Annotated in this window: 19 protein-coding genes; 12 read left to right on the top strand and 7 right to left on the bottom strand. The window is 47.9% G+C overall.

Features of this window, described 5'->3' with window-relative positions; translation table 11 throughout:
- Nucleotides 1-74 precede the first annotated feature (74 nt).
- The gene (locus tag GJR95_RS22015; protein ID WP_162387905.1) at nucleotides 75-3,917 is read left to right on the top strand and encodes a putative Ig domain-containing protein; all 3,843 of its coding nucleotides are present in this window, start codon (nucleotides 75-77) and stop codon (nucleotides 3,915-3,917) included.
- A 124-nt stretch (nucleotides 3,918-4,041) separates the two neighbouring features.
- On the opposite strand, the gene GJR95_RS22010 is transcribed toward GJR95_RS22015, so the two are convergent.
- The 3 genes from GJR95_RS22010 to GJR95_RS22000 all read right to left on the bottom strand — a co-directional run bounded on the left by GJR95_RS22010 (nucleotide 4,042) and on the right by GJR95_RS22000 (nucleotide 8,885).
- The gene (locus GJR95_RS22010) at nucleotides 4,042-4,854 is read right to left on the bottom strand and encodes an alpha/beta fold hydrolase (RefSeq protein ID WP_162387904.1); all 813 of its coding nucleotides are present in this window, start codon (nucleotides 4,852-4,854) and stop codon (nucleotides 4,042-4,044) included.
- Between the two features lie 345 nt (nucleotides 4,855-5,199).
- Entirely contained in the window at nucleotides 5,200-7,686 is a 2,487-nt protein-coding gene (locus GJR95_RS22005; protein ID WP_162387903.1) for an outer membrane beta-barrel protein, read from the bottom strand.
- A gap of 500 nt (nucleotides 7,687-8,186) precedes the next feature.
- Nucleotides 8,187-8,885: an outer membrane beta-barrel protein gene (locus GJR95_RS22000; RefSeq protein WP_162387902.1), complete on the bottom strand. Its 699-nt coding sequence runs from the start codon at nucleotides 8,883-8,885 to the stop codon at nucleotides 8,187-8,189.
- Nucleotides 8,886-9,130: 245 nt separating this feature from the next.
- Here GJR95_RS22000 and GJR95_RS42555 point away from each other — a divergent pair, with 245 nt between their 5' ends.
- Together GJR95_RS42555 and GJR95_RS21990 are read left to right on the top strand one after the other, a co-directional pair.
- Nucleotides 9,131-9,226, top strand: a complete 96-nt coding sequence (locus tag GJR95_RS42555; protein ID WP_262889814.1) for a LytTR family transcriptional regulator DNA-binding domain-containing protein — start codon at nucleotides 9,131-9,133, stop codon at nucleotides 9,224-9,226.
- A 108-nt stretch (nucleotides 9,227-9,334) separates the two neighbouring features.
- Entirely contained in the window at nucleotides 9,335-12,367 is a 3,033-nt protein-coding gene (locus GJR95_RS21990) for a sensor histidine kinase (RefSeq protein ID WP_162387901.1), read from the top strand.
- Between the two features lie 98 nt (nucleotides 12,368-12,465).
- On the opposite strand, the gene GJR95_RS21985 is transcribed toward GJR95_RS21990, so the two are convergent.
- Nucleotides 12,466-12,933 carry an Hsp20/alpha crystallin family protein gene (locus GJR95_RS21985; RefSeq protein WP_162387900.1) on the bottom strand — a complete coding sequence of 156 codons (468 nt, stop codon included), beginning with the start codon at nucleotides 12,931-12,933 and terminating at the stop codon, nucleotides 12,466-12,468.
- Between the two features lie 58 nt (nucleotides 12,934-12,991).
- Complete coding sequence (locus GJR95_RS21980) at nucleotides 12,992-13,252, bottom strand: hypothetical protein (protein WP_162387899.1); 261 nt, start codon at nucleotides 13,250-13,252, stop codon at nucleotides 12,992-12,994.
- A gap of 419 nt (nucleotides 13,253-13,671) precedes the next feature.
- On the opposite strand from GJR95_RS21980, the gene GJR95_RS21975 reads away from it, so the two are divergent.
- The 4 genes from GJR95_RS21975 (at nucleotide 13,672) to GJR95_RS21960 (ending at nucleotide 16,595) form a co-directional block, all read left to right on the top strand.
- On the top strand, nucleotides 13,672-14,505 hold the full coding sequence (locus tag GJR95_RS21975) for an ABC transporter ATP-binding protein (protein WP_162387898.1): 834 nt from the start codon (nucleotides 13,672-13,674) through the stop codon (nucleotides 14,503-14,505).
- A gap of 106 nt (nucleotides 14,506-14,611) precedes the next feature.
- Nucleotides 14,612-15,403 carry a hypothetical protein gene (locus GJR95_RS21970; RefSeq protein ID WP_162387897.1) on the top strand — a complete coding sequence of 264 codons (792 nt, stop codon included), beginning with the start codon at nucleotides 14,612-14,614 and terminating at the stop codon, nucleotides 15,401-15,403.
- Between the two features lie 2 nt (nucleotides 15,404-15,405).
- Complete coding sequence (locus GJR95_RS21965) at nucleotides 15,406-15,777, top strand: GntR family transcriptional regulator (RefSeq protein ID WP_162387896.1); 372 nt, start codon at nucleotides 15,406-15,408, stop codon at nucleotides 15,775-15,777.
- 74 nt (nucleotides 15,778-15,851) lie between these two features.
- Entirely contained in the window at nucleotides 15,852-16,595 is a 744-nt protein-coding gene (locus tag GJR95_RS21960; RefSeq protein WP_162387895.1) for a hypothetical protein, read from the top strand.
- Between the two features lie 76 nt (nucleotides 16,596-16,671).
- On the opposite strand, the gene GJR95_RS21955 is transcribed toward GJR95_RS21960, so the two are convergent.
- The gene (locus GJR95_RS21955; RefSeq protein WP_162387894.1) at nucleotides 16,672-17,475 is read right to left on the bottom strand and encodes a methyltransferase domain-containing protein; all 804 of its coding nucleotides are present in this window, start codon (nucleotides 17,473-17,475) and stop codon (nucleotides 16,672-16,674) included.
- Between the two features lie 292 nt (nucleotides 17,476-17,767).
- Between GJR95_RS21955 and GJR95_RS21950 the strand changes: the two genes are divergently transcribed.
- The 5 genes from GJR95_RS21950 (at nucleotide 17,768) to GJR95_RS21930 (ending at nucleotide 23,416) form a co-directional block, all read left to right on the top strand.
- Nucleotides 17,768-18,451, top strand: a complete 684-nt coding sequence (locus tag GJR95_RS21950; RefSeq protein ID WP_162387893.1) for a porin family protein — start codon at nucleotides 17,768-17,770, stop codon at nucleotides 18,449-18,451.
- Between the two features lie 257 nt (nucleotides 18,452-18,708).
- A complete protein-coding gene (locus GJR95_RS21945; protein ID WP_162387892.1) occupies nucleotides 18,709-19,689 on the top strand; it encodes a c-type cytochrome in 981 nt (326 codons plus the stop codon).
- Nucleotides 19,690-19,847: 158 nt separating this feature from the next.
- Nucleotides 19,848-21,179, top strand: coding sequence for a glycosyltransferase (locus GJR95_RS21940; RefSeq protein WP_232540823.1), 1,332 nt, complete (start codon nucleotides 19,848-19,850; stop codon nucleotides 21,177-21,179).
- Between the two features lie 211 nt (nucleotides 21,180-21,390).
- Entirely contained in the window at nucleotides 21,391-22,734 is a 1,344-nt protein-coding gene (locus GJR95_RS21935) for a sensor histidine kinase (protein ID WP_162387891.1), read from the top strand.
- A 163-nt stretch (nucleotides 22,735-22,897) separates the two neighbouring features.
- Entirely contained in the window at nucleotides 22,898-23,416 is a 519-nt protein-coding gene (locus tag GJR95_RS21930) for a hypothetical protein (RefSeq protein WP_162387890.1), read from the top strand.
- 69 nt (nucleotides 23,417-23,485) lie between these two features.
- On the opposite strand, the gene GJR95_RS21925 is transcribed toward GJR95_RS21930, so the two are convergent.
- Nucleotides 23,486-24,829, bottom strand: a complete 1,344-nt coding sequence (locus tag GJR95_RS21925; protein WP_162387889.1) for a sensor histidine kinase — start codon at nucleotides 24,827-24,829, stop codon at nucleotides 23,486-23,488.
- Between the last annotated feature and the right edge of the window lie 9 nt (nucleotides 24,830-24,838).

The following is a 24,838-nucleotide window of genomic DNA, read 5'->3' as shown; positions in this document are numbered from 1 at the left end:
TATTAAACATAATATTTATATTTATTTGATAATAGTAACAAAAAGGGGGGGGGATATATAAAAACATTTCTACATTGGCTTATCATCTTTACTTCCGATGCCTTTGGCGACTAATGGCCGTTGGGCTACTAATTTATAGTCTCATTACCCCTGCACTGGCGCAATCGATCCGGTGGGTCAAACAGGGCGGAACGGGCGACGGCACGAGCTGGCAAAATGCATCGGGCGATTTACAGGTTATGTTGGATGTGCCAGGTGTTGAGCAGGTTTGGATAGCTAAAGGTATCTACATGCCCGAACCACTGAGCAGCAGCAACCTAAAGGCTGGCTTCAAAATACGGAATGGAGTAGGGGTTTACGGTGGTTTTGAAGGAACAGAATCGACGATTGCGGAGCGTCCGCCCATAGCTGCCGACCAACCTTCATCAACCACATTAAGTGGTGCCAATAGCATCATTACCGATCGTTATCGACAAGAGTTCCATGTGGTCAGCACAACTGATGGGGCAACCAGCCAAACTCGACTCGATGGCCTTACCATTAGCGATGGAATTAATTACGGTAATGGAGCCGGGATGTTCATCAGGAACGGTAGTCCAACTCTGATTAACTGTAGTTTCATAAAAAATAAGGCCTACATTGGCGACGTAATACAAGCTTCGGGAGGTGGGTTATATATTTTGAACGGCAGCCCAACCCTCACGAACTGTAACTTTATAGAAAACGTGGCTGGCGGTGCCCAGACATCGGCTTCCTTTGGCGGGGGTGGGCTGGCAATCCTGAACGGCAATCCAACTCTGACTAACTGCAACTTTATAGGAAACAGGAGTGGCGGTCACGGAGGAGGGCTGGCCATGCAGAAAAGTAGCTCAACCCTGATTAACTGTAATTTCATAAAAAACAGCACTAACTACGATGGCTGTCAGGGTGGTGGGATGTATACCCAGGAAGCAAGTCCAGCACTGACCAACTGTCGCTTCCTTAACAACGATGCCATAACTATAGGGGGAGCTATGAGTCTTGGGCTGGGAAGTCCAACGCTAACAAACTGCACGCTCATAGGAAACACAGCCTGGTTTATAGGAGGCATACTGGTACATGGGACGCCTACCCTGACTAATTGTACTATTTTAGCCGAGAACGCACCGTTTACAAGTGGAGCCACTGGAATAAGCGTTGGTTCTGGAAAGGCAACTTTAATCAATTGCATTGTCTGGAGACGCTCAGCGGAAGAGGGCTACGAGGACAGCAATCCACCTAAGCCAGTCTTTGAAGGATCTATAACAGCACGACACAGCCTGATCAAAGGTTATCCTTACGTCGTTGATAGCCAGGGCAGTTCGGGTCTCAGTCCTTCGTTTGTCGATCCGGCTAATGGCGACCTGCGACTTCAGTCCTGCTCAGCAGCGATCGATGCCGGTGAGACTAACGCTTACACTGGCCCCGATACCGACTTTGCTGGCAATCCGCGCCAGGTCCGCACGATTGATATGGGTGCTTATGAGTTTCAAGGGGAGCCAAGTACTGTCAGTCAGGATTATGCCCCTTTAGCAGCACTTTTCATAGCGACTAATGGTGATAAATGGCGACGGAGCGCTAATTGGATGAGTGGATGCAGCCCGTGTAACTGGTTTGGCGTGACCTGCGACAATAACGGCCGAGTCGTTTCACTGGATCTGAAATCTAATCAATTGAGTGGGACCTTACCCGCTAGCCTGAGTGAGCTCACCCATCTGAAATACCTGGATTTGTCGGAAAATGGATTGCCGGGAAGTATACCGACCAACATAGGGTCGCTGACAGAGCTGCAATATCTAAATCTTAGCTCCAGCATCTGGAGCGGTACTATTCCTGAGAGCTTAGGAGCTTTAACGAAATTACAGACCCTTAACTTATCCAGAAACCAGTTAAGTGGGTGCTTTCCTGCATCCCTCTCAGCTTTATGTGGCATAAACAATATAAATTCAGCTTTTTCTAACAATCCAGCATTACCAGGCGGGGGAGACTTTGGAGCTTTCTGTGCTGACCGTACAGGTAGCTGCGCTCCGGCCAATATGCCCCCGCAACCCACCGCTATCGCCAGCCAGACAGCTACGGTGGGTAAGGCTTACTCGTTCTCGGCCAACGCCTTCACCGACATCGAAACACCCAACAGCCTAACCTATTCAGCCAGTATCGATCCCGCCAATGGGCTGAATTTTGACCCTGTTACCCAGATCATTTCCGGTACGCCCTTGGCAAGTGCAGTCAGTCAGGTCACGCTTACGGCGACCGATCCCGGTGGGCTATCGGCCATTACCACGTTTACCATTACGTCTATAACGGCCTGCGCTCCCGAGTCGCTAAGTTTACTCGTAAGTGGCCCGCTTAATTGTCTGACTACCAGCGTCACACTAACTGCTGTTGGCTATGCTGAATCGGCCATCATCAGCTTTGCAGGGCCAGGCATTCAGAGTACTACCCTAAACACAGCCACGGTTAATCAGCCGGGCAACTATTCAGTTGTTGCCCAAACCTCTATGGGTTGCAGCGCAACGGCTTTTGCTACGGTACAGGATCAGAAGGACACTCCTCCGGCTCCGACACTAGCAGCCAATGCCCTAACTACCAATCAGCCTATCTCGGTAACGGCCAGCGGCTGCCCGGACGGCACAATCAACTGGACTCTATCAGGAGGTAATGGTCTGGCAAATGGCTCGGTTTATTCCATCACTCAGCCAGGTAACTACACCCTCTCTGCCACTTGCAGGGTGGGAAGCTGTTCGAGTGAAGCTTCTGCTGCCCTTAGCTTGCAAATCATACCCAGTGGTTTTGCCATTACGGAGGTGCTGATGGTCAGTTGCCAGCTCATTGACGATACCAAAGGCGGCTATCAGGTTCAATTTACACCCCAGTACGCGGGTCAGAACGCCAATCCGATTAGTTTTTCAGTGGTCAATGAACTATCTCCCACGATGGCTCCGGCCCCTTATACATTAAAACTATATACTGATAATCCGATCATTACCCTGATAGCTAATCAGGCGGGGAATGATGAAGCGCGTTTCAGTTACAACTGGCGGGCTTTCTGTCAGACGGATACCCCTGAAAACAATCCGCCGACTACCAGTGGTATTCCTAATCAGACAGCCTTATATAACCAGGCTTATCAATTGGATTTAGCCAGCTATTTTTCGGACCCCGACCAACAATCACTCACTTTTACAGCTACTGGCCTGCCTACCGGGCTCGGCCTGAACGGTAGCCTGATTAGTGGTGTACCTTCTGCAACGGGGGTCAGTATGGTCAGTATTACCGCTCTGGACCCTGACGGTCTGTCGGTCCAGACCAGCTTCCAACTGACGGTAAATTCCTCTCCAACGAATCCTTCTGGCTTTACCCTAGTGGGTGTCTCGACGGCAACCTGTGAGATTCTCAGCGCCACTCAGCAACGGGTAACGTTCACGCCCCTGTATGAAGGGTTGAGTGGCGATCCGATTAGCTTCTCAGTGGTTAATGAGATGATGGCAACGACCAATCCGGGCCCATACAGTCTAAATTTATATACCGACAATCCTTCAGTCACGCTGAATGCCAGACAGCTCAGCGCTGTCGCTACCTTTACTTATAACTGGCTTGCCGTCTGCACGAGCAGGACACGCTTAGGGGTGCCCGAAGCAGGAACTGATCTGAAGGTTAAAGTCCTGGGTAATCCCATCGAGGGAAAATCAGTCGATGTGGAGATTAGCGGTGTACGAGGCCAGGCTGTGGAGTTGAGTTTACTGGATCTACAGGGCAGGGTTCTGCATCAGCAGCATCTTAATGAAGCTAGCAATCTGGAGCGGGTCAGTGTGCCAATCGGCACTGGTAAATCCGTTCTCTTTTTACAGGTCAATACAGCTACTGAGCGGCAACAGGTGAAGCTCCTAAAACCCTAGTTAGACCTAACCTAAGCAAGTAGGCCCGAGTCCATAAAACTCGGGCTTTTTTATTGTCGCTTACTTTCAGGACTTTATTCAGGCTGTATAACTTTGTCATAGCGCATTAATGGGCTTAATTCGTTTATTGATCCTTATCTAAAAATGGATTTATGAGCGCCTGTAACTTGTCGGCTACTCCCATAAGCCCCACATGGGTCATTGCAGGCAATATCGCCAGTTCCGACTTAGGTAAACCAGCCATATCGCCGGAAACACCACCTCCCAGCAGGGAATATAGCTCCGCTACTTTTTTCAGATCAGCCCCGTCATTATCCCCCATAATTAAAAGAACAGGCGCAGTTATACGTTTGATGTTGTCGACACCCAGATCAAATGGTGTTGAAACAAACTGAGCCGCCTTTGTTACGAACAACGGCCAATGCTCCGATTCAGGAGCTACCCGATCATACTCGACTTTCAAGGGCGTATTCGTTAGAAATTCGGGGGCTTTTGTGGCCAGAAATGCAAGCTGATCCTTAACAGACTGTGTCCAGGCGTCATATTGCCAGGCCGACGAAACGACAATTAGTTTATTGACCAGGTTGGGGTGGCGTATAGTGAGCGCTAAACCAACTGTTCCCCCCAGGCTATAACCCAGAACGTCAGCGTGATCAATACCGAGGTATTTCAGCAGGCCAGCCGCATCGTCGGCGAGGGCATCGTAAGAATATGGACGGTCAGAATCAGCCGTTCTTCCATGCCCCTGCATTTCGACCGCAATTACTTTACGGGTACGGGCAAGCTGAGGAATAAGTTGGGCAAAATTAAGCGGAATGGTCATGTAGGTGCCATGCAGCAGCAGTAATGGCTTGCCTTCACCATATATTTCGTAATAGATAGAAAGGTTGTTTACCGGAGCATAGCCCGACGATGTCAAATAGTTTTGTTGTTCCATATCAATAAATTTTGTGCAGGAAGATGGCGTTGTGTTTACCTGTAATCAGCCTTCCCATAAGACAAAAATAGCATTCACACTCATAACCAAAGCCCTGTAAACACGACAATTGAGGGGGGTGTTTCTGCCATTTTCCTTTTCACATTTTACGTGCGGCTCTACCCTCGAACAGAGTAGCACCCCGCCCATAACACACTGACAATGAGACAACAAAAAAGCCACACTTCAAGATGAGCATGGCTTTCGCGTTTTCTTAACCTAAACTAATCTTTAAGGATCGATGACGTCAGTTATAGGCGATATAAGCGACCAGGCCAGATTATATCGTAAACCTCATTCGTCCTTTTAATTTTGCCCTCCAACCCGGCTCTGTTCAGCAGATGTTGCTGAATTACGCTGACGGGCTGTTTTTACGTTCTGGTTGCCGAAGCGGTACGTGAACGTCAGCATAATCCGACGGCTTTCCCACTGCGAGCGAACACGGAAGTTGATATCCTGTACCATTGCCCGGCCATTAAACTTATTGAGCCAGAATGGGTCGCTAACATTCAGTTTTATATTACCTTTCCCTTCCATCACCTTCTTCTGAAGGCCCAGGCTGAAAGCTCCCATCGGCTGGGCACGGTAGAAACCATACTGCGACGATGAGTTATACCAGGCCGATAGTTCAGCCGACAGGGTTTTGTTCAGCGTGAAATTATTCGATGAATACAGGTTGAAGGCTACCAGTTTCACCTCGTAGGGTGTTCCTGAATAAAACGTCTGGTAATGTGTGTAATAAGTACTTACATTGTTCTGCATTCTCCACCACTTTGCAACCACCACCGGGAAGCTGACATTCAGGTTAATATTGTCGAGCGAACCCAGGTTTTCGGGTGTTACATACGTGATATTTTCTGCCGGAATCTGCCGGGGCGTTTCGCGGTTAATAAAATCTGTTGTGCGACTGAATCCCAATGTTGTTGAAATTGTGCTCTTGTATACATGCGTCAGTTCAATCGAGTTGGTATACTGAGGCCGCAGGAACGGATTTCCTTTTTGGTAGGTATAGGGGTCCAGATAGAACACGAACGGATTCAGATTTTGATAGTCAGGGCGATCGATCCGGCGGCTATACGACAGATTCAGTGTATTGGTCGAATCAAGTTGTCTCGACAGAAACAAAGTCGGGAATAAGTTCAGATAATTACGATCAACGACCTGGTTGAGCGTAACCGACGTACCGATTGAGTGCGTATGTTCAGCCCGCAATCCCATCTGTATTTTGGTTTTCTTGTCCAGCTTTCCGGCATAGTTCAGATAGGCGGCATTGATATTCTCGTCGTATTTGAACTGATTCGAGCGACTGGCATCAGGTAACCACTGTTTTGTTTCCTGCTGAAGCGTATCGTAAATGGTGTTGTTATCGGCCTTTACGAAACTCGTTTTCAGACCGGCTTCAAACTTACCGCCATTCTTCAGCGGATGAACATAATCCGTTTTGAAGGCCATAATATTGATCGTAGATGGCATGTTATTCTGCACATCCTGATTTGGCCGGGTCGTTTCGTTCGCGTTGTTATAATAGATGGTGCTTAAGTTGTTGTTGCTCTTGCCACCATAGTGAACATAATCGGCGTCTACAGTCCACTCACGACCTTTCCCGTCAAATTCGTACTTATAGTTAATGTTACCCGTTACGTTTGACAAAAATTGGCGGGCATCGGTTTTTGTAGTTGGCTTGCTGGTCAGCTGGTGATTATCATCGCTGATGTACGTGTTGTTGATACCCGCTGAACGCCAGTCATTTGAAAAACCGTTGACCAGCACCCCAACTGTACTTTTCTTGCTCACAAAATAATCCATACCGGCTTTGTACGAATGCCCTACGAACGTGTTTGGCCGGAACGAATACTGATCAAAATAGGTCGTCTTGCCATTGAAGGGAATCGTACGGTTAATTTCGTTGCTCTGCGAACTCTGCCGATTCACGTAGCTATAGTTACCGAACAGGTTCACTTTACCCTCGCGGTGATTCAGATTCAGAGACGTGTTGAATTTCGGCAGGTCGTCACGAACACCGCTCAGGTTATTCACCCAGCCGTAGCCCGTTCCAACGATAAACGTTCCATTCGTACCGAAATTCTTGTTCTTCTTCATCTTGATATTAATAATCCCGGAGTTACCAGCGGCATCGTATTTCGACCCCGGATTGGTAATAATCTCAATCGTAGCGATGTTATCACTCGGCGTATTTTTCAGCAGATTCGCTACTTCCTGCTGGGAGAGATACGTCTGTTTTCCATCGATATAGACGATTACCCCCGATTTGCCTTTCAACTGAATCTGGTCGTTCTGGCGATCAATGGTTACGCCCGGTGCTTTTTCCAGTACTTCCAGAGCCGTGTTACCGCTGGATACAATGCTATTTTCAACGTTGACGACGGTGCGGTCTACCTGCTGTTCGATAAATGGTTTTTTTGCCACCACATTTACTTCAGTCAGGTTTTTCGATTCTTCAGTCATCGCCAGTGTAGGCAATTCAATCGCTGGATGCGTTTCATCGATCACGAATGCATCACTATATATTTTGCGGTACCCGATCTGTTGAGCGGCTACCCGGTAATTTCCTGCCCCGATATGTTCGAAGACGTATTTACCGGTTACTTCGCTGATAGCTCCTTTTACGAGCGTCGAATCTTTTGCTTTTACGAGCATCATAGTCGCAAATTCGAGTGGTTTACCGGCCACTGTGCCTACTTGCCCACTTACGTTACCGCGCGTCAGGATCTGTCCAAACGACGTGGTCAGCGTCAGTATAAATAATGTCAAAGAGTAAAATGTCGCTTTCATGGTACTGTCTTTTTTCAGAAGGTTGCCTGTGTTTGTGTCGAAGTACATTGCAAAGGTAGGTAGTGGGCATCGCAAAGTACCTGTTCTTACACAAGCGGTCTGAACGGCTGTATGAGTGGATTTAGTTTGTGATTGGTGTTATGAAGAGCGACTTTGGATCAAAGACGCACGAAAAAAATGAACGTTGCTTGACGCAGAATTTTTTTTATTACTTTTCTGGTCCTTTGCTTTTAGTTGATTATGCCCTGAATTCAACTAGCCAGGGTCGTATTAGCCCCAAGCCTTTTTTAGCATATTTAGTAGGAATAATCTTGGTAATCCGACTCCATTCGAATCATTCGGCGTGTTAAAGTAGCGCCTTCAGATCTTTTCTATTTATCGACCATTCGTGCGCTTCGAAACGAAAGTCACCCTCACTTTTAAGTCGGGATCTATATAATTTAGGGTTTACAGGGAACGAAATCCTGTCAATTCCTAAATCACACAGATCCCGGTTCAGACTACAGTTTCAGGCCGACAGCCCATACGCTGGCATCGGGGCCTTCGCCCGACCGGAAGGGGCTATTCGGCTCATACCGGAAAAATAGTTTCGCACTGCCCCGGAAACCGAGTTCGCTCGTCAGGCCCCAGCGAACAGGATTCAGATTGTAGGAACCATGCGTCCGAACGACCGATCCACTTTCGGGTTTTACTTTCGTGTAGCTGTCCAGCCGCATGCCAACATAAGCCCCTGCCCCTACTGTCAGTCCTGACTTAAACCGTAAATTCAGGATTACCGGCAGATTGAGTTGGGTCGTTACAAGCTTCGACCGATGCAGATCGACGTTAGCGGCCTCAATAACGAGTTGATTATTCTGCTCAACCAGTGTGTTGCGGCCTTCGAACATGAAGTTGTTCCAGGCAATCTCCGGGCCGGTTACTAACCGCAGTTTTGTGGAACCAGTCGTGATGAGTGGAATGCGTTTCTGCCAGCCCAGCGCAATAAAGCGAGAACCAATCGGCCGTAAATCATAGCCTGCAGGCAGCGAACCACCAAAATTGTTAAAGCCCACGTAGATACTGAAATCGGAGGTGATACGTTCGACGGTCCGGTGTGGTTTCGAAACAGAATCCGTAGAAATAATGACCGTTGTCTGGGCGAACGTAGCAGTCGAAGCAGCAACTAAAGCGGCAGTGAAGAGGTGTTTGAACGTTTTCATGGTTGTAATCGGAGTTAAGAGTTTAGGAAATTTGAAGTTTATCAAGTTCAGAATTGTATTCCTTGTGTTATTTGACAGGAAGATGTAAGAACTCAGCAATCAGGTTGCATGAAACGTTGAATATTTCTTAAACTATCTGATTATACTTTAATTAAATCACTCATAATCAGCAAATTATATGCGAATAATTTTTCACTCCGACTACAAACCTATAAGGTCTTTGAGACCTTACAGGTTTAAAAAACCTGAAGAGCCTGGAAGAAAAACTTTCGGATAATCAGTTCATTCGCGTACACAAATCTTATCTTGTTGCGGTAAACCGGATTGAATCAATCGAGTGAAACAGGATTTACATTGGGAAAGCGGTCATTCCCATCGGCGATACGTATCAAGATGTGTTTTACCGGATCATTGAGGGCTGAATTAAAGGCCAAAACCATCAAACGGCTTTGAAAACGTCACCTGCTAAGGGCTTTTGTTCGTTCATTCTATTGCTATTCCTGAACGGAGTCGTACTCGGACAATCACCTAACCTGACGTTTCAGAAACTCAGCACAAAAGACGGCTTGCTGTCTAATTTTGTATCCGCGATTACGACCGATGCGAAGGGGTATCTTTGGGTAGCGACCCGGCGCGGACTATGTCGATACGATGGCTATACGTTCCGGAAAATTCCAGAAAACCAGGTCGGGGCGGTCAATAGCCTTAGCCACTTACCCAATGGCTCACTGGCCGTTTACTGGAACAATGCCGGTTTATTCATTGCCGATCAGGATGGTCAGTCAATTACGCCCGTCGACTCTGTTGACTTCACAGACCCCGACCCGGTCAATGACCACTTTAATAACCTCTTCACCGATTCGCAGGGCAACCTTTGGTCGAGTAGCTACGGGCTGGTACGCCGATATGAAATCGCGACAAAAAAACACAATCAATACACGATCAAAGGAACGGACCAGACCGGCGAGGGAAAACACTTCTTTGAGGATCATCAGCGCAGACTCTGGATTCTAAGCGAACGGGGTTTGTATACTTTTGATCGTAAAAAGAATTCAATATACTGCGTTTTGGGCCAGGAAGCAGCCAATCCGGCAAACAGAAAAACGCTGCAACTTTCTGCTATTGCCGAAGGCAACACGGGTAATCTTTGGTTAGGAACTCCTAATGATGGTCTCTTTCAGTACCGGCCCGATCAGGAAACACTTCAACATTACCCTATTTCGGGGATGATTCGGAGCCTGGCTTTCGTGGTCGACTCATCGGGTACAACGACACTTTGGCTGGGGTGCGATGATGGGTTAAAGATTTTCCAGCCTACGTTGGCGACTAGCATAACCGTTGAGGGCTTACAGGGTGTTTCCATACAACAAATCAGCCCCGATACGGTCAACGGCATTGTCTGGTTAGCCACGAACGATGGGCTTTGGCAGTATCGGTCCGGAATTTCTGCCATACAAACCGTTCTGCTCCCAGAATCGATCACTCAAAAAGCGGTGATTGTCACAGCAATCTTACCTGATTCTGCCGATACCTATTGGCTAGGCTTGTCGCATTCTGGAGTACTGCGCTGGAATCGGGCAACCAATGCTTTCCAGCTTTTCCGCTATCCAGTCGATGTGATAACAAATACGCTATCGTGGGTAAACGGAACGCTCTGGGCCGCAACCGACCAGGGCATTTTTCAACTAAATAAGGCTGATTTTAAAGCAGTTAAACTGCCATCCCGATTTTCATCACCTTCTATTCAGAAAGTACTGGCTGATCGTCATCAACGACTATGGGTGCTTCATAAAAACGAAGGCATTCAGGTCTTTGACCTCAATACTCTGCGCTCGATTACGCTCTGGAATGAACAAAAAGCCCGTGAACTCTGGGCTTCAAATCGCTACCATGATCTGGCGGAGTCGCCCGATGGACGAATCTGGATCGCGGCCTGGTACCCGAAAAGTTTTGGCATGATAGGGTATAACGAACGGGAACGTCGATTGCAGGAACTGGCTGACTTTAACATTCATAAGCAATTTATCGGTGATTATTTCACCCGAGTATCGGTAGGAAAAAAGGGTCGAATGCTGTTCGCTGGTGGAGGAGGTGTCAATACGACCGATGCCACCGGAAAAATAGACAGCCTGCGCTCTGTTTACAGCGGTCTTACCCCAGAGTTAGCCGATGATCAATGTTTTGGTATTGCCGAAGATAACAGCCATCGACTGTGGATCGGCACCGGAGAGGGCTTACACACCTTCAACCCGGCCACCCGCCTGATCAGGCGTTTTACCGAAGTAGATGGCTTGCTCTCCGACGATGCTACAAACGGGTTTGCCATAACGCCAAATGATTTGTTGCTGGTTGGTCAGCAAAACGGGTTCAATCTGATCGACATCAACCGATTACATCAACCTACTCCCCTGCCACCGCTAATGGTTGCCAGTATGCAGGTTAACGGGCAATACAAACCCGTCGTTTTAACAACCCCATTACTGCTGGCAAACAGCGAGAATGATCTTCGCTTTACGTTTACAACCCTGAGCTTCGGGCCAGTCAGTACGATCCGTTTTCGCTACAGGCTAACCGATCGTTCAGGATGGATAAACCTGGGGGTAACCAATGAGCTCAATCTAACGAACCTAAAATCTGGCGACTATACGCTGGTCGTTCAAAATGGCGACGATACGGGCCGCTGGAATCAGAACGGCATTACGATTCAATTTGAAATTGCCCCAGCCTGGTATGAAAGCGGTTTGTTCAGGGGTCTGGTATTGCTGGGCCTCCTGGGCCTTTTGTATGGTTTCTATCGTATGCGCATTGGCCAGGAAAGGCGACGCAGTGAACTGACGCGCCAGCGGGCCGAAGCTGAAACGCGGGCTTTACGGGCGCAGATGAATCCACATTTTATTTTCAACTGCATGAATACCATCGACGCCTATATTCTGACCAACCGTCCGGATGCGGCTTCGATCTTTCTTCAGAAATTTTCCCGGCTGGTTCGTCAGGTTCTCGAAAACTCCCGCGAAACGCTGATCCCCATTAAGCAGGAACTCGAAACATTGACGTTGTATATTGAACTGGAAGAAGAACGCGCCGATCATCGGTTTAGCCATACGTTTGCCATCGATCCAACTGTAGAAACCTGCCTGATGCCACCCTTATTACTGCAACCTTTCGTAGAAAATGCCATTTTACACGGCTTACGACATAAAACTGACGGACCAGGCGTATTGATTGTTTCTATTCAACAGGTTGACAATCAATTACGCTGCCGGGTTGAAGACAATGGCATTGGCCGGACTAAAGCCGCAGCCATACATGCGCATACTGGGGCACGATCTCATCGATCGCTGGGGAGCAAAGTTACGACCGAACGCGTCGATTCGCTGCAAGCCCTCTACGGTACAGAAGCCAGTTATTCTATTATGGATCAGAATCCAGTTACCCGAACAGGAACGATAGTCGACATAAAACTGCCACTGATACGGCAGTAAACCATCCGGTTCGGCACGGAATCAATGTGAACTTATTGAAAAAGGCCAGTCCTGTAAACACAGTCTGGCCTTTTTGCTCATCTTACCGATTCAATCGCTTATCCTACCGTGATTGTTTGCGCAGGCTTGTTGGTAGCCGGATTTTTAGGCAGAACGACTTTCAGAATCCCCTCGGCATAGCTGGCCGAAATCGTTTCGACAATAACTTTGTCATTCAGCCGAAATGACCGCTCGAACGAACCCACGCTATGCTCCTGATACGTGTATTTATCCTGAGTGGTCGATTCGGAGTTTGTATCCTGATTTGAGCCTGGATAGGCAATCGTCAGTATGTCGTCTTTGACGGTCAATGTTACGTTCTCCTTGATAATACCGGCTGCAAATAATGAAATAATATAGTTGTCGTCGGTCTCTTCAATGTTCACTGGCGGTTGAAAAAATCCCCCCGCATGGCGTCCCCAGAAATTACCAAATCGACCCCGGCCTTTGAAGCCACTGAATTTACCCCGGCCCATTGAGCCGCAACCACCTTTATAGTCTGATTGAAATGCTTGATTGTGATGCATGACTGTGTTCTTTACTGTTGTGTTTACGTTTTATGATGTTGTTGTTTACCTGTTCTGCCTAGTTGATTGGAATCACGCGGCTAAATCCACGCTGGCTCATGGGTGAACGGTAAGCAGGATTGTCAATCGAGATAATCTCGGTTGATTGCCAGCCTCCCTGCCTCAATCCACCGAACGCCCGGCCCATCAACCGCCCGCCAACTACCCGTATCAATAGGAAGCCTACCGAAGCGATCAAAACTAATTTTAAAACAATCGTTACCAGAAACAGGGCCAATCCGGCCATCAGGGCAACGCCCGCTATTCGCCAAATATTCATGTTGTTATTTTGTTTAATGATTTATAAAAGCGGAGATACGCTCGAGATTCGCTACAGGCCTGCGTTCGCTGCTTCAAAGGGATAGTCGCAATAGGGGCGATTTATATTTTAACTAGTTGTGATTTTTTTATCAGCAATGACAATTGGCGAGCCTCTATTTATGTTAACATATTGTTTATCAATACCTTTTTGATAGAAAATAATTGAGCAACTATAAAAATTTGTTTGGTATAGCGCATTACTTCCCAATGTTCCAGTCGGGTACCAAGCGTATTTCAGTATTCGTTGCATAGCTTTTGCTACAGGTGATGTGATGGTACTCTTATTCAAAATAAAATCAGCTTGTTACTTGACATTAAACTGATAAATTCTGAGCATTGCAGTGTATTAGTTAAATAGTACACTAAATCAAACAAGCAATGCTAGACCTCAACAACCTGACGTTTGGGTACAGTCGAAAAAAACTGATTTTTCAGAATCTGAGCCTGTCGTTAAAACCGGGAACCATTTATGGATTATTGGGTAAAAACGGAGCGGGCAAATCGAGCCTGTTGCGGCTCATGGGTGGCCTGCTCTATCCCATTGCCGGGCGGGTCAACGTTGCGGGTTTTGAACCCCAGAAACGACAACCCGCCTTTTTGCAGGAACTCTATTTTATTCCGGAGGAAATTTATCTGCCATCGATAACCGTCCAGCAATACATCGATACAATGGGGCCGTTTTATCCAAAATTCAGCGACTCGCAGTTCCGGCGCTACCTGACGGAGTTTGATGTGCCGCAGGACCAGAAGCTAACGGCCATGTCGTATGGACAAAAAAAGAAGATTATTATCAGTTTTGGCCTGGCCGCCAACACCCGTATTCTGATCATGGATGAACCGACGAATGGGCTCGACATTCCATCGAAAAGTCAGTTTCGCAAAATTGTATCCTCTGCTCTTGACCCCGACCGGCTTATCCTGATCTCGACTCACCAGGTTCGTGATCTTGACAATCTGATCGATGCGGTTATTGTCTTGGACGAAAGCGAAATTCTGCTCAATCATTCGCTGTCCGACATTGCCGATCGGCTTCTGTTCGATACGGTATCGACAGTTATGGAAACCGATCATGTTTTATATGCTGAACCCGCGCTGCGGGGGCAGGCCGTTGTGATGGAAAACCCAGCGCAGGAAGATAGTAAAGTCGATCTGGAACGGCTATTCAATACGGTGGTTACTAACCGGGAGCGTATTAAAGTCCTTTTCCAATGACGGCCATGAGCGTATATACTGTCATCATTCTGCTGCTAGCTGCCCTGATAGGCACTGTTGTTCCTTACTGCTTTTCGCTGGCTATTTCTCTCCTCATTCCTGCACTATGAATCAAACTTTCGACTTCCGCCGGTTTACTTTAGTTCTTCGCCTGCACTTATTCGAACACTTCCGAACCTACCTGATGGGCATTGGGGTATTAGTTGGCGTCTGGATACTGATGCTCGCACCCAGTACCGCCAGAACCGCTCACTACAGCGAAGGCGTTTATCGATTTCATGGAATTCTCTTCAGTTTTATCGTTGGCGGGGCTGGTGCCTGGTTTGCCAGTGAACTATTTCGGGTAGTGAGTACGCCACTCCGAGGGATTCCTTACCTGACACTGCCAGCGTCGCAACTGGAGAAATATCTGGTGGGGTTACTGATGCTATTGCTGTTCGTTCCTGTTTTTATTGGTATTTTTTACACAGTAGAAGGAATCTGCTTCTTCATCATCAACAGCCGGATTCCGGCAGACGAGCCTCACTATCAATTACTTGATTTGTTTAGCCCAAATATTCCTTTTGACTTTCGCTACCTGTCGTGGCTAACGCTACCCTTTTTCTTTTTGGGGTCTATTTACTTCACAAAAGTACCATTCGTCAAAACCAGCATCATCGCCTTTTTGATCTACTTTGCGATCGTCTTTCTGAATGAGTTTATTATCATCGAGTTATTCCCGGCTCGCGAACGTTACGGATCGACTCCGTTCGCGGAGGTATTTTTCTTTCAGAATGGGGGAAGATACAATCTAGAGCTGACAGGAATCCCCAAACTTATTATCAATTCAATTTTGTTGCTGGTAGCGCCCGTATTGTGGTTTATAGCTTACGTCCGCTTCACAGAAAAAGAACTGTAATTATGGATTTTCGAGAGAAACAAGCCATTTACCTGCAAATCGCTGATTACGTATGCGAGAAGATTTTGCTGGGGCAATGGCCACCGGGCGAACGTATTCCGTCGGTTCGGGACCTGGGTATTGAACTGGAAGTCAACCCTAATACGGTTGTTCGGACGTATGATTTTTTGCAGCAAAAGAACATCATTTTCAACAAGCGGGGCATTGGCTACTTTGCTGCCGATGATGCGAATAATCGTATTACAGCCTATCGTCGCGAGCAATTTCTGGAAACGGAACTGCCCGTTTTTTTCCGCACAATGTATTTGCTCAATATCGACCTGAAAGAAATTGAGCAACGGTATGACGATTTCGTTAAAGCTGAATTTAAGTAATCAACCGCAATCCTGTTGGTTTGTGGATAACCGTAACGGCTTATCCACAAACGGGACTGTTCTCACCTATAACTATGAAAACTAGCAACAAACTGTTGATAAGTCTGCTGGCAGTGTGTTTACTCACACTGGTTGGCTCTGTGATGTCTTTGAGGGCAGAGCACGACAAGATTGATTTCAATGACCCATTCTATGGCTTTTCGACAACGCCAATCAAACCATTCAGCGTGTTGAAAATAGAAGGCATCAAACTTGGTGGCCTCAGTACTGGTGCGGTGCGAATCGAACCGGAAAAAGGTCCGTCCAATTCGGGCGACAGCTACACAACCGTTGGTATAGAGGCCGGAAAAACGTTTGAAATTCGGGTGCAGAAAGACAACATAATTCCGTTTACCCATCGGGTTATGGGAGATACGTTGATTGTTCGCTACGAACCTGAGTTCTACTATCGACGAATCAGGGGTGGCGACGCATTCGATAATAAACCGTTTGTGTATATAATCGCCCCTTCGATACGGACGCTTATCGCTACCGCATCGACCTGCAAACTAGCTGGCTTAACGACCGACAAACTGGCCATCACGATGACTAACGCACGAGTGCTTATTAGTAAAAGTACAATCAGTGATCTGACAACAACGGGCCAACGGGGAAGTTTGCTGCAAACGGCTAAAACCAATCGCATCAACACGGCTATGGTTGCCTCCTACGACAGCACTGGCTTCATTGCCGACCATGATATTTTTGGTTCACTGGCTCTACAGAACGATAGTACTGCAACCCTAAAAATACCGGCATCATTACTAAAAAAACTGTAGGCGACCGGCGTACCGAACCCGATAAATCATGCGTCATTTTCTGGAGAGATGGCGCATGATTTATCGGGTTCAATTATCATGGCTGTGCTTCTACGGCCAGCATATAAACCGTCATCGACTCGCCGACGGTTTGAATCCAGTTGTCATACTCAGTAATCGACCGCAGGCGTAATTCTTCAGAAATATAGCCTGAATTGACCAGTTGAGGGCCACGCAACTCCGCAACCTCTGCCCACAACCGACTAGCTACGGCAAAGGTCGGGTCTGTTTTTTGGGCGAGTTCTGATTGATTTTCTACCCGAATGTCCGTAAAACCGACCGTTCTCATCAGATCAGCCAGATGATCGGCAATGGCATTGTCGAAACCCGCGTCCTGCCGCCATTTCAGGAAAGCAGTATAGAAGGTTTTCATGGCTTCTGGCGGCTCGGGATGCCAGCTGATCTTCTCGTGGTTAAAATCGAGCACCGACAGATAACCTCCGGGCTTTACGAATCGCTTCATATTGGCCAGTGCTGACCCCGGATCGGCCAGCCATTGCAGTGTTCGCGCAATGGTAATCAGGTCAAATCGCTCATCGGTATCGAATGTATAGATATCGCCCTGCTCAAAATCGAGACCCGGCAGACTACCCGCATTTTGACGCGCCTGTTCGATCAGTTTATCGTTTGGATCTATGCCTAGAATTCGACCCGTTGGGCCGACTTTCTCCGCAATGCTACGCGTTATAGCACCCGAGCCACAGCCAACATCCAGTACCGACAGCCCCGGTCGCAGGTATTTCAGTAGATTCCGATTGGCGTTTTCGACAGTTCGTCGCTCCAGAACTGGGTTATGGGCGGCAGGCATGGTAGCCCGATCGGTAGCGGTTTGCTCAGACATGTGCGTGAAAATTAAGATCGGCAAGTTCGCATTTATTCGAACGCCAGCCTATTTGTCGGCCTGATTCCGCCCCGTCTACACCACAATCGTGCATTCTATGGAGATGCACGGATAACTCCACGAATTTGCGTCACTTCCTATAACCAGATTATACCGATTCAAGTCCTACAAGTGTCAGTTCATGCAGCTGGCAATTGATTTCTCCTGGCCAATCATGCCAATTTTGGTCTATCAACCGCAACAAACTGCGGGTCATGTCAATCAATCATCCTCTTTTTTAACAACGCGTCTAATGAAACCCTATTTGCTTTCTTTATCGCTGCTCATGATGAGTGGCTTTGCAGCTTCGGCCCAGATGTCTACCCGCTTTGCACAACCGACTGCGTCAACAACCAAATCTACATCGGCCGCTCAACCGGTAGCGCACAACACGGCTTCTTCGTCTAAACCTGTTTCAGCTCCACAAAAGCCAGCCACTACACCCGGCGCTTCGGTGCGGAATATGCCTGCGCAATCATCCGGCGATCGGCCACTTTACATCAATGCCGGTATTGGTTTGGGTGCCTATACGGCTGGTGGCATTCCGATTGGCGTGTCAGTAGAGAAAACGATCCAGAATAACATCTCGGTTGGTGGTTCTGTCGATTATGCCCGCTATGGCTATAACTACAGCGGGTACAGCTGGCACTATACTTTTATTTATGTGGGTGCACGGGCTTCCTATCACCTCGGCGAATTACTCAATACGGGCAACGAAAAATTTGATCCATACGCTGGTGTATCGCTTGGTTTCCGTCATGCTTCCTACAAAGACACATATGGCTACAGTGGCGATTATTACAGCCCTTACTCAAGCGGTTTATACCTGGGCATTCATGCGGGAGCCCGTTACATGTTCAGCGAAAAGATTGGTGGCTTTGCCGAAGTTGGCTATGGCGTTTCGGCCCTCCGTTTAGGTCTTACGGCGAAATTCTAACGAGCAGTAACCAGTCAATTAACAACCATAACTAAACTCATCTGATGCTTTCAACAGCGCAGGCCTGGCAGGATTAGGGGACGTTTAAACGAGCTGATGGCCGACTTGCCGTCAGCTCGTTTTTTATCGGGTATCTGCGTCGTTTCAGCAGCGGTTTCTGCCATTTCAACGGCTTTTCTATTGCCATCAGGCTGCTTTAACGGCCACTTTTGCCACGCCTTTACCGGCGATCTGAATCACTCTTTTTACCTGAAATCATGAAAAAAATCGTTAAAATTCTGGGAATCATTGTTGGCTGCCTTGTTTTAGCTGCCGTTGGTTTCTGCACGTATGTTGCTCTGACGGGTATTCCTTCTTATGATCCACCGGCCACCCCTCACCTAACGGTTCAAAAAACACCGGCCCGAATCAAGCGTGGAGAAGCCATTGCCCATATTCTCTGCATTCAGTGTCATGCCGCACATGATAATCGATTGACAGGCAAAGCAATGCACGAATTGCCCGAACTATTCGGAACGCTTTACTCGCCCAATATCACGCAGGACAAAAAAGCGGGCATTGGCAACTGGACCGATGGCGATCTGAAATACTACCTGCGCACGGGGGTGCGGCCCGATGGAACATTTGCGCCCATCATGCCCAAATTCCCACTGATGGCTGATGACGATGTTGAATCGATCATAGCCTGGCTACGCTCTGACCGGTTTGAGGTTCAGGCAAGTGCACAGGAAGCGCCGGTTTCGGAGTATAGTTTCGTGACAAAGTTGCTGGCTCACACCATGATGGGAGCCAAGCCCTATGAACCAACGTTTCAGACCATTCCGGATAGCACCGATGAAGTGGCATTCGGGCGGTACATGGCCAACGGGTTAGCTGACTGCTACAGTTGCCACTCCGCTGATTTTACGAAACAGAGTCGCGAGCATCCCGAACAGTCGGCGGGTTTCTACGGAGGAGGTAACGAGATGAAAGGTGAAGGCGGGAAAACTATTTTTTCGGCCAACTTAACCTTTGATGAACAGACTGGTATCGGCAAAAAATACACGAAGGCACAATTCATTAAGGCCGTAAAAGGCGCAGTTCGTCCCGATGGTTCCATTCTGCGGGCACCAATGGGCCCACACCCAACGCTGACCGACTATGAAGTTGGGGCCATTTATGAGTACCTCAAAACAATACCAAAGATTCATAACGACGTAGCCAAGAAGAACGCCGAGGCTCAACTCGCAGCAAAGTAACCGATTACTAACTGCTTCGATTAAACGCTTGTAAGAAGCAGTTCGTTGCCGAAGTTTACCGTTTCAACGACAAATAACTCTTAGCAGTGGTTAGCGCTCTGCATCTTTGATTCATAATACCCTCGCAGGCACTATTCCTCTTATTAACAACAACTACAATGAACAACAAACGTATCCTTTTTGCCACCATGCCCATGGATGGCCACCTGAATCCACTAACGGGCCTTGCCGTTCACCTTCAGCAAGTTGGCCATACTGTACGCTGGTATACCGGCCCAACTTATGCCGACAAAATCAAGAAGTTGGGAATTACCTATTATCCCTACGGCAAAGCCCAGGAAATTAATCAGCTCAACATGGACACGGTATTACCCGAGCGGCAAAAAATAAAAAGCTCCATTGCCCGGCTCCGTTTCGATATCAATAACGTGTTTCTGCTACGGGCTCCTGAATTTGTCGAAGACCTGCTGGCCATTCACGAAGAGTTTCCTTTTGATCTGCTGATCTGTGATGTGTTGTTTACGGGTGCTCCTTTCATTAAGCAGTTGCTCCATATTCCAGTAGTGGCCATTGGTGTTGTACCACTGGGCGAAACGTCGAAAAATCTCCCTCCGACCGGCATGGGCCTTGAACCGGCCGCGACTATGCTGGGGCAACTAAAGCACCGGTTTCTGCGCTATATGACCATTAATCACCTGCTGAAACCCTGCACGGACCTGTACAATAAACTGCTGGCCCAACATGGCTTACCAGCAACCAAGGATTTCGTGTTCGATGCCTTTATCCGCCAGCCCGATCTGTATTTACAGAGTGGTGTGCCTGCTTTTGAATACCCACGCAGCGACATAAGCCCGAATGTGCATTTTGTTGGACCAATGCTTCCCTATAGTAATGGCCATAAGCATCCATTCAAGCAAGTTGCCGAGGTCGAACAATACAAGCGTGTTGTTCTGGTTACGCAGGGAACGGTTGAGCGAGATCCCGAAAAAATAATTATTCCTACGCTGGAAGCCTACAAAGGTGACTCCGAAACGTTGGTTATTGCCACGACGGGTGGCTCGCAAACGGCCGAATTGCGTGCACGTTTTCCGCAAAAAAACCTCATTATTGAAGACTTCATCGATTTCAATGCGGTCATGCCTTATGCGCATGTGTATGTAACGAATGGCGGTTACGGCGGGGTTATGCTGGCCATCCAGAACAACCTGCCTATGGTAATAGCGGGTGTTCATGAGGGTAAAAATGAAATTGCAGCACGGGTTGGTTATTTTAAACTGGGCGTCAATCTGAAGACCGAAACTCCTAAGCAAGAACAGGTTCGGCAGGGTGTCGAGCAGGTGTTGGCCAATGAAACGTACCGCCAGCAGGTACGGCGCATGGGCCTTGAATTCCGTCAGTATAATTCGAACATTTTAGCCACCAGAGCCATTTCGACCCTGCTGCAACGACAGCAAAAAGTTAACGATTGGGCTCATGAACTGATGCAATAGTCTGGTTTGAAGCCGGGTTTCAGGATACCAGTTCATCCTGAAACCCGGCTTTAAATCAGTACACCCGTACCCGGTCGTTTCACATCCGTTTTTTTTCGGTTGATAAACCTGTTTGTCCGGTTCATGGTTAAGACTGCTTGTATGGCAACGACAAAGACGACCTTTGCAAGGTTGTGCCTAAATTTGCCTGCTTACACTGTCATTAGCCTAAATGACTTACGAAACATGGGTCCTGGTATTTCTGGGAATGCTCACAGCCATGCTCCTGTACAACGTCGTGCAGTGGCTCTGGTATCGGGAGCGTGTGTATGGATTGTATACCCTGTACATACTCGTCTGGCTGAGTTATTTCATACTCCGGAACCCGTCGCGAACCGTTGACCTACCCGATAATGTCTGGTATTTCCTGCGAACCATTGGCCCAATGGTCGCCTATTTTGTTTATTTCGAGTTTACAACGGCTTTCCTTGAATTAAAAAAACGTAACCCCAGACTGGTTCGGCTGTTTCGCTATGCCCAGGCCGGATTGCTGGCGTACCTTGTTGTGGAGTTGATTTTCTGCTTCGCGACAGATTTGTGGTCGAAGCCGATCCACGAAATTGTTCATACTGCGGTTCGGCTTGTCCTGGCGATACTCTCCATCTACATCGTCGTTCGCATTTATAAGCGACCAAACGCCGTTTCCCGGCTATTTATAACCGGCTCACTCTTGTTGGTTTTGGGTGGGGTAGCCTCTATGCTACTCACGCTGTTCTGGCTCGACCTTTCCAGTCCAGACCCTACGCCGTTCTGGCAGGCTCCGTTGACGTATCTGCATATTGGTATTTTTCTGGAACTACTCTGTTTCTCGCTGGGTCTCGCTTATCGCCACCGGCGCGAATCGATCCGAAAGGCACTGGTCGACAAAGAACTGGCTCACGAGCGTGAACAACGGTTGCGCGAACAGGCCGAGACCGATCTGGCGGTTCAGCAGTTAAGGCAGGAAATGACGGAGATGCAGATGCGGGCCTTACAGGTGCAAATCAGTCCACACTTTCTGTTCAATAGCCTGAATACGCTCTCGTCGCTGATCGCTGACGAACCGCAGCGGGCTGAGCAATTTGTCGATGAGATGTCAAGCGTTTATCGCTACCTGCTTCAGGCAAACGATCGCGAGTTAACCACACTGGCAACCGAGCTAACGTTCATCCATTCGTATTCACATTTGCTGACGACCCGATACGGCCAGGGCATTCGGGTCGATCTGGATATTGCCGACACGTTTCAGTCCTACCTGCTGCCCCCGCTGACGCTTCAGTTACTCGTTGAAAACGCGGTCAAACACAATGTCGTTTCGGCCAATCGACCGCTTCTTATTCGCATTTCGACCAGCGAAACCGGTGCGCTCTGCATCTGGAATAATCTTCAGCATAAAATCAACAGCCACACAAAGTCTACGCAGAAAGGATTATTGAATATCACAGAAAAATACAGGCTGCTGGACCTCCCTCCTATTCAAATCACCGAGACCGAAGAGTCGTTTGAAGTGGTGATACAACTGATCAAACCGGCCTGACCCCCCACTGGCTTTTCTTTCCGCTTCACGGACTCAAAACGGTGCTTCATCCGCTTGCTGATTGATTGTGCCCCCTCCCGACTGCCATCTTTGAACCGTCGACGCAAAAACCACTGTCGACTACGCCAAAATCCTCTTTTCACAGTAACTACAACAAATACTCATGAAACGATTTAATACCTTTATTCTGGCTATTGCAGCCGTATTAGTAGTCTCTTTGTCGGGATGTAAGAAAGAAAATGACACGGTTGTTCAGCCCGATGGAACGACCACTGGCACAGGTTCGCTGGCTTTCGTTGGAAAGAATCTGATGATGACCTCTTTTCAAATCAGCCCTGCCATCGACATGGATGGCGATGGTAAAATTGATCCGGACCTGATGGTGTTTATGCGCCCCTGCGACAAAGACAACACGGTTGTTTTCGAGAAAGGCGGCAAACTGTCGGGCAGCAATGGTCAGCTTTCCTGCGCCAATGATCAGGCAGACCCATCGGTCGTGAAACCCAGCACCTGGTCGTATAATGAACAGACGAAAATAATTCGCATCATTAACGGAACTGATGCAACCGATGTATCGGAATGGAAAGTGATCGAAGCTTCGTCGACAACGCTGAAAGTGGAAGTTTCGGTCAAAGAAGACGGCGATTCCCACAAAGCGATTATGAGCTGGAAAGCAGTATAAAGAATAGCAACTAGGTTGAAATAAATGGGTAACTGGCAGAATTTGCTCGCCAGTTACCCATTTATATTCTTAGGCTTGCTGCTTCATCAGCATCGTCTGGGGTACGAGCAAGGGTAAAGTAACCCGAAACCAGCCATCCTGTTCTTCAATCATGGGATCTGGTTGATTCAGAAGCTGATATTTAATGGAAATGTTCGACAAACCTACGCCATTCGATTCGACCCGCAATGGTTTCCGTTGCAGCGTATTTTCGACAATCAGTTGTTTCTGATCGGTCGTACGGATACGAATAAGGAGTGGTGCTTCGGGCAGAACAACATTATGCTTTACCGCGTTTTCAACCAGTAACTGTAAGGTTAGCGGTGGAAGCCAGGCCTTGTTATAAGCCTCATCGATGGACACCTCCAGGCTCACATTGTTACCAAACCGGGTTCGGAGCAGGTGAAAATACGAGTAAATAAAGGTCAGTTCAAGATCCAGCGTCGTTAATTCATTTTCGTTACTCCGCAGCAGATAGCGGTAAACGCTCGATAATTCATCGACGAAATCATTAGCCTGCCGGGGGCTTTCGTCAATGAGCGACGACAGTGTATTCAGGCTGTTAAACAGGAAATGCGGGTTAATCTGGCTCTGTAAAGCCCGCATCTGCACTTCCGTTTTTTCATGCTGGAGCTGCTGCATGGCGAGGTCGGCTTCGAGCTGTTCACGATAATGCTGTTCGCGTTCGTTTTCCAGATTTTTTTCAACAACGGCCTTCCGAACGGCTTCGCGCCGATGCCGGTACGAAATACCCAGCGAAAAGAATATCAGATCCAGTACTACACCCAGTTGAACAAACAGATCGGGGTGTTGCCAGAACGGTAATTTCAGACTAAGATTGGACGAACGAATCAGCAGAAGCAGCGTGATCGAGTGGTTGATCATCAGGGAGGCAGTACCGGCAACAAAGAACCGGGCCACCATGTCTTTGGATCGATAGAACGTAAAAACGATATAACCGCCGACGGTGAGAAGGGCAAAGCGAACCGGATGAAGCAGTAGATCGTGAAGCTTTGTTTGCCAGAAATCGGTAAACAGATAGATGTACGTTTTGGTCACGCAGTAGAAGACCAATACCCACTGCACGCGGGTTACCCATTGCAAAAACCGGGGGCGCCCCCGAAGTTCCAGAAAAATTTTGGCCAGCTCCAGATAGAGAATATACGACGAATACGACAGCAGCAGCTTGTAGAAATTAGCTATATTTTTAGGCAGGCCAAAGTGGTTAATGGTAAAGTAAACGGCCCAGGTCAGCGTATATATGGTATAAAGGCCGTAAATGCGTTCCCGATACATGAACCATTGTACGGCATTGGTCAGCAACATGGCAATCACCATGCCCAGAAAAAGGGGTGACCAGGCTTCGTAAGTCATTGACGGTGT

This window comes from Spirosoma endbachense (assembly GCF_010233585.1).
In the GTDB taxonomy this organism is placed as follows: domain Bacteria; phylum Bacteroidota; class Bacteroidia; order Cytophagales; family Spirosomataceae; genus Spirosoma; species Spirosoma endbachense.
This window is presented reverse-complemented; position numbering and strand designations above follow the sequence as displayed.

Bases quoted from the DNA above. Each gene is read 5' to 3' on its own strand.
- GJR95_RS22010 (WP_162387904.1), bottom strand. From the start codon at position 4,854: ATGGAACAACAAAACTATTTGACATCGTCGGGCTATGCTCCGGTAAAC.
- GJR95_RS22005 (WP_162387903.1), bottom strand. From the start codon at position 7,686: ATGAAAGCGACATTTTACTCTTTGACATTATTTATACTGACGCTGACC.
- GJR95_RS22000 (WP_162387902.1), bottom strand. From the start codon at position 8,885: ATGAAAACGTTCAAACACCTCTTCACTGCCGCTTTAGTTGCTGCTTCG.
- GJR95_RS21985 (WP_162387900.1), bottom strand. From the start codon at position 12,933: ATGCATCACAATCAAGCATTTCAATCAGACTATAAAGGTGGTTGCGGC.
- GJR95_RS21980 (WP_162387899.1), bottom strand. From the start codon at position 13,252: ATGAATATTTGGCGAATAGCGGGCGTTGCCCTGATGGCCGGATTGGCC.
- GJR95_RS21975 (WP_162387898.1), top strand. From the start codon at position 13,672: ATGCTAGACCTCAACAACCTGACGTTTGGGTACAGTCGAAAAAAACTG.
- GJR95_RS21970 (WP_162387897.1), top strand. From the start codon at position 14,612: ATGAATCAAACTTTCGACTTCCGCCGGTTTACTTTAGTTCTTCGCCTG.
- GJR95_RS21965 (WP_162387896.1), top strand. From the start codon at position 15,406: ATGGATTTTCGAGAGAAACAAGCCATTTACCTGCAAATCGCTGATTAC.
- GJR95_RS21960 (WP_162387895.1), top strand. From the start codon at position 15,852: ATGAAAACTAGCAACAAACTGTTGATAAGTCTGCTGGCAGTGTGTTTA.
- GJR95_RS21955 (WP_162387894.1), bottom strand. From the start codon at position 17,475: ATGTCTGAGCAAACCGCTACCGATCGGGCTACCATGCCTGCCGCCCAT.
- GJR95_RS21950 (WP_162387893.1), top strand. From the start codon at position 17,768: ATGAAACCCTATTTGCTTTCTTTATCGCTGCTCATGATGAGTGGCTTT.
- GJR95_RS21945 (WP_162387892.1), top strand. From the start codon at position 18,709: ATGAAAAAAATCGTTAAAATTCTGGGAATCATTGTTGGCTGCCTTGTT.
- GJR95_RS21940 (WP_232540823.1), top strand. From the start codon at position 19,848: ATGAACAACAAACGTATCCTTTTTGCCACCATGCCCATGGATGGCCAC.
- GJR95_RS21935 (WP_162387891.1), top strand. From the start codon at position 21,391: ATGACTTACGAAACATGGGTCCTGGTATTTCTGGGAATGCTCACAGCC.
- GJR95_RS21930 (WP_162387890.1), top strand. From the start codon at position 22,898: ATGAAACGATTTAATACCTTTATTCTGGCTATTGCAGCCGTATTAGTA.
- GJR95_RS21925 (WP_162387889.1), bottom strand. From the start codon at position 24,829: ATGACTTACGAAGCCTGGTCACCCCTTTTTCTGGGCATGGTGATTGCC.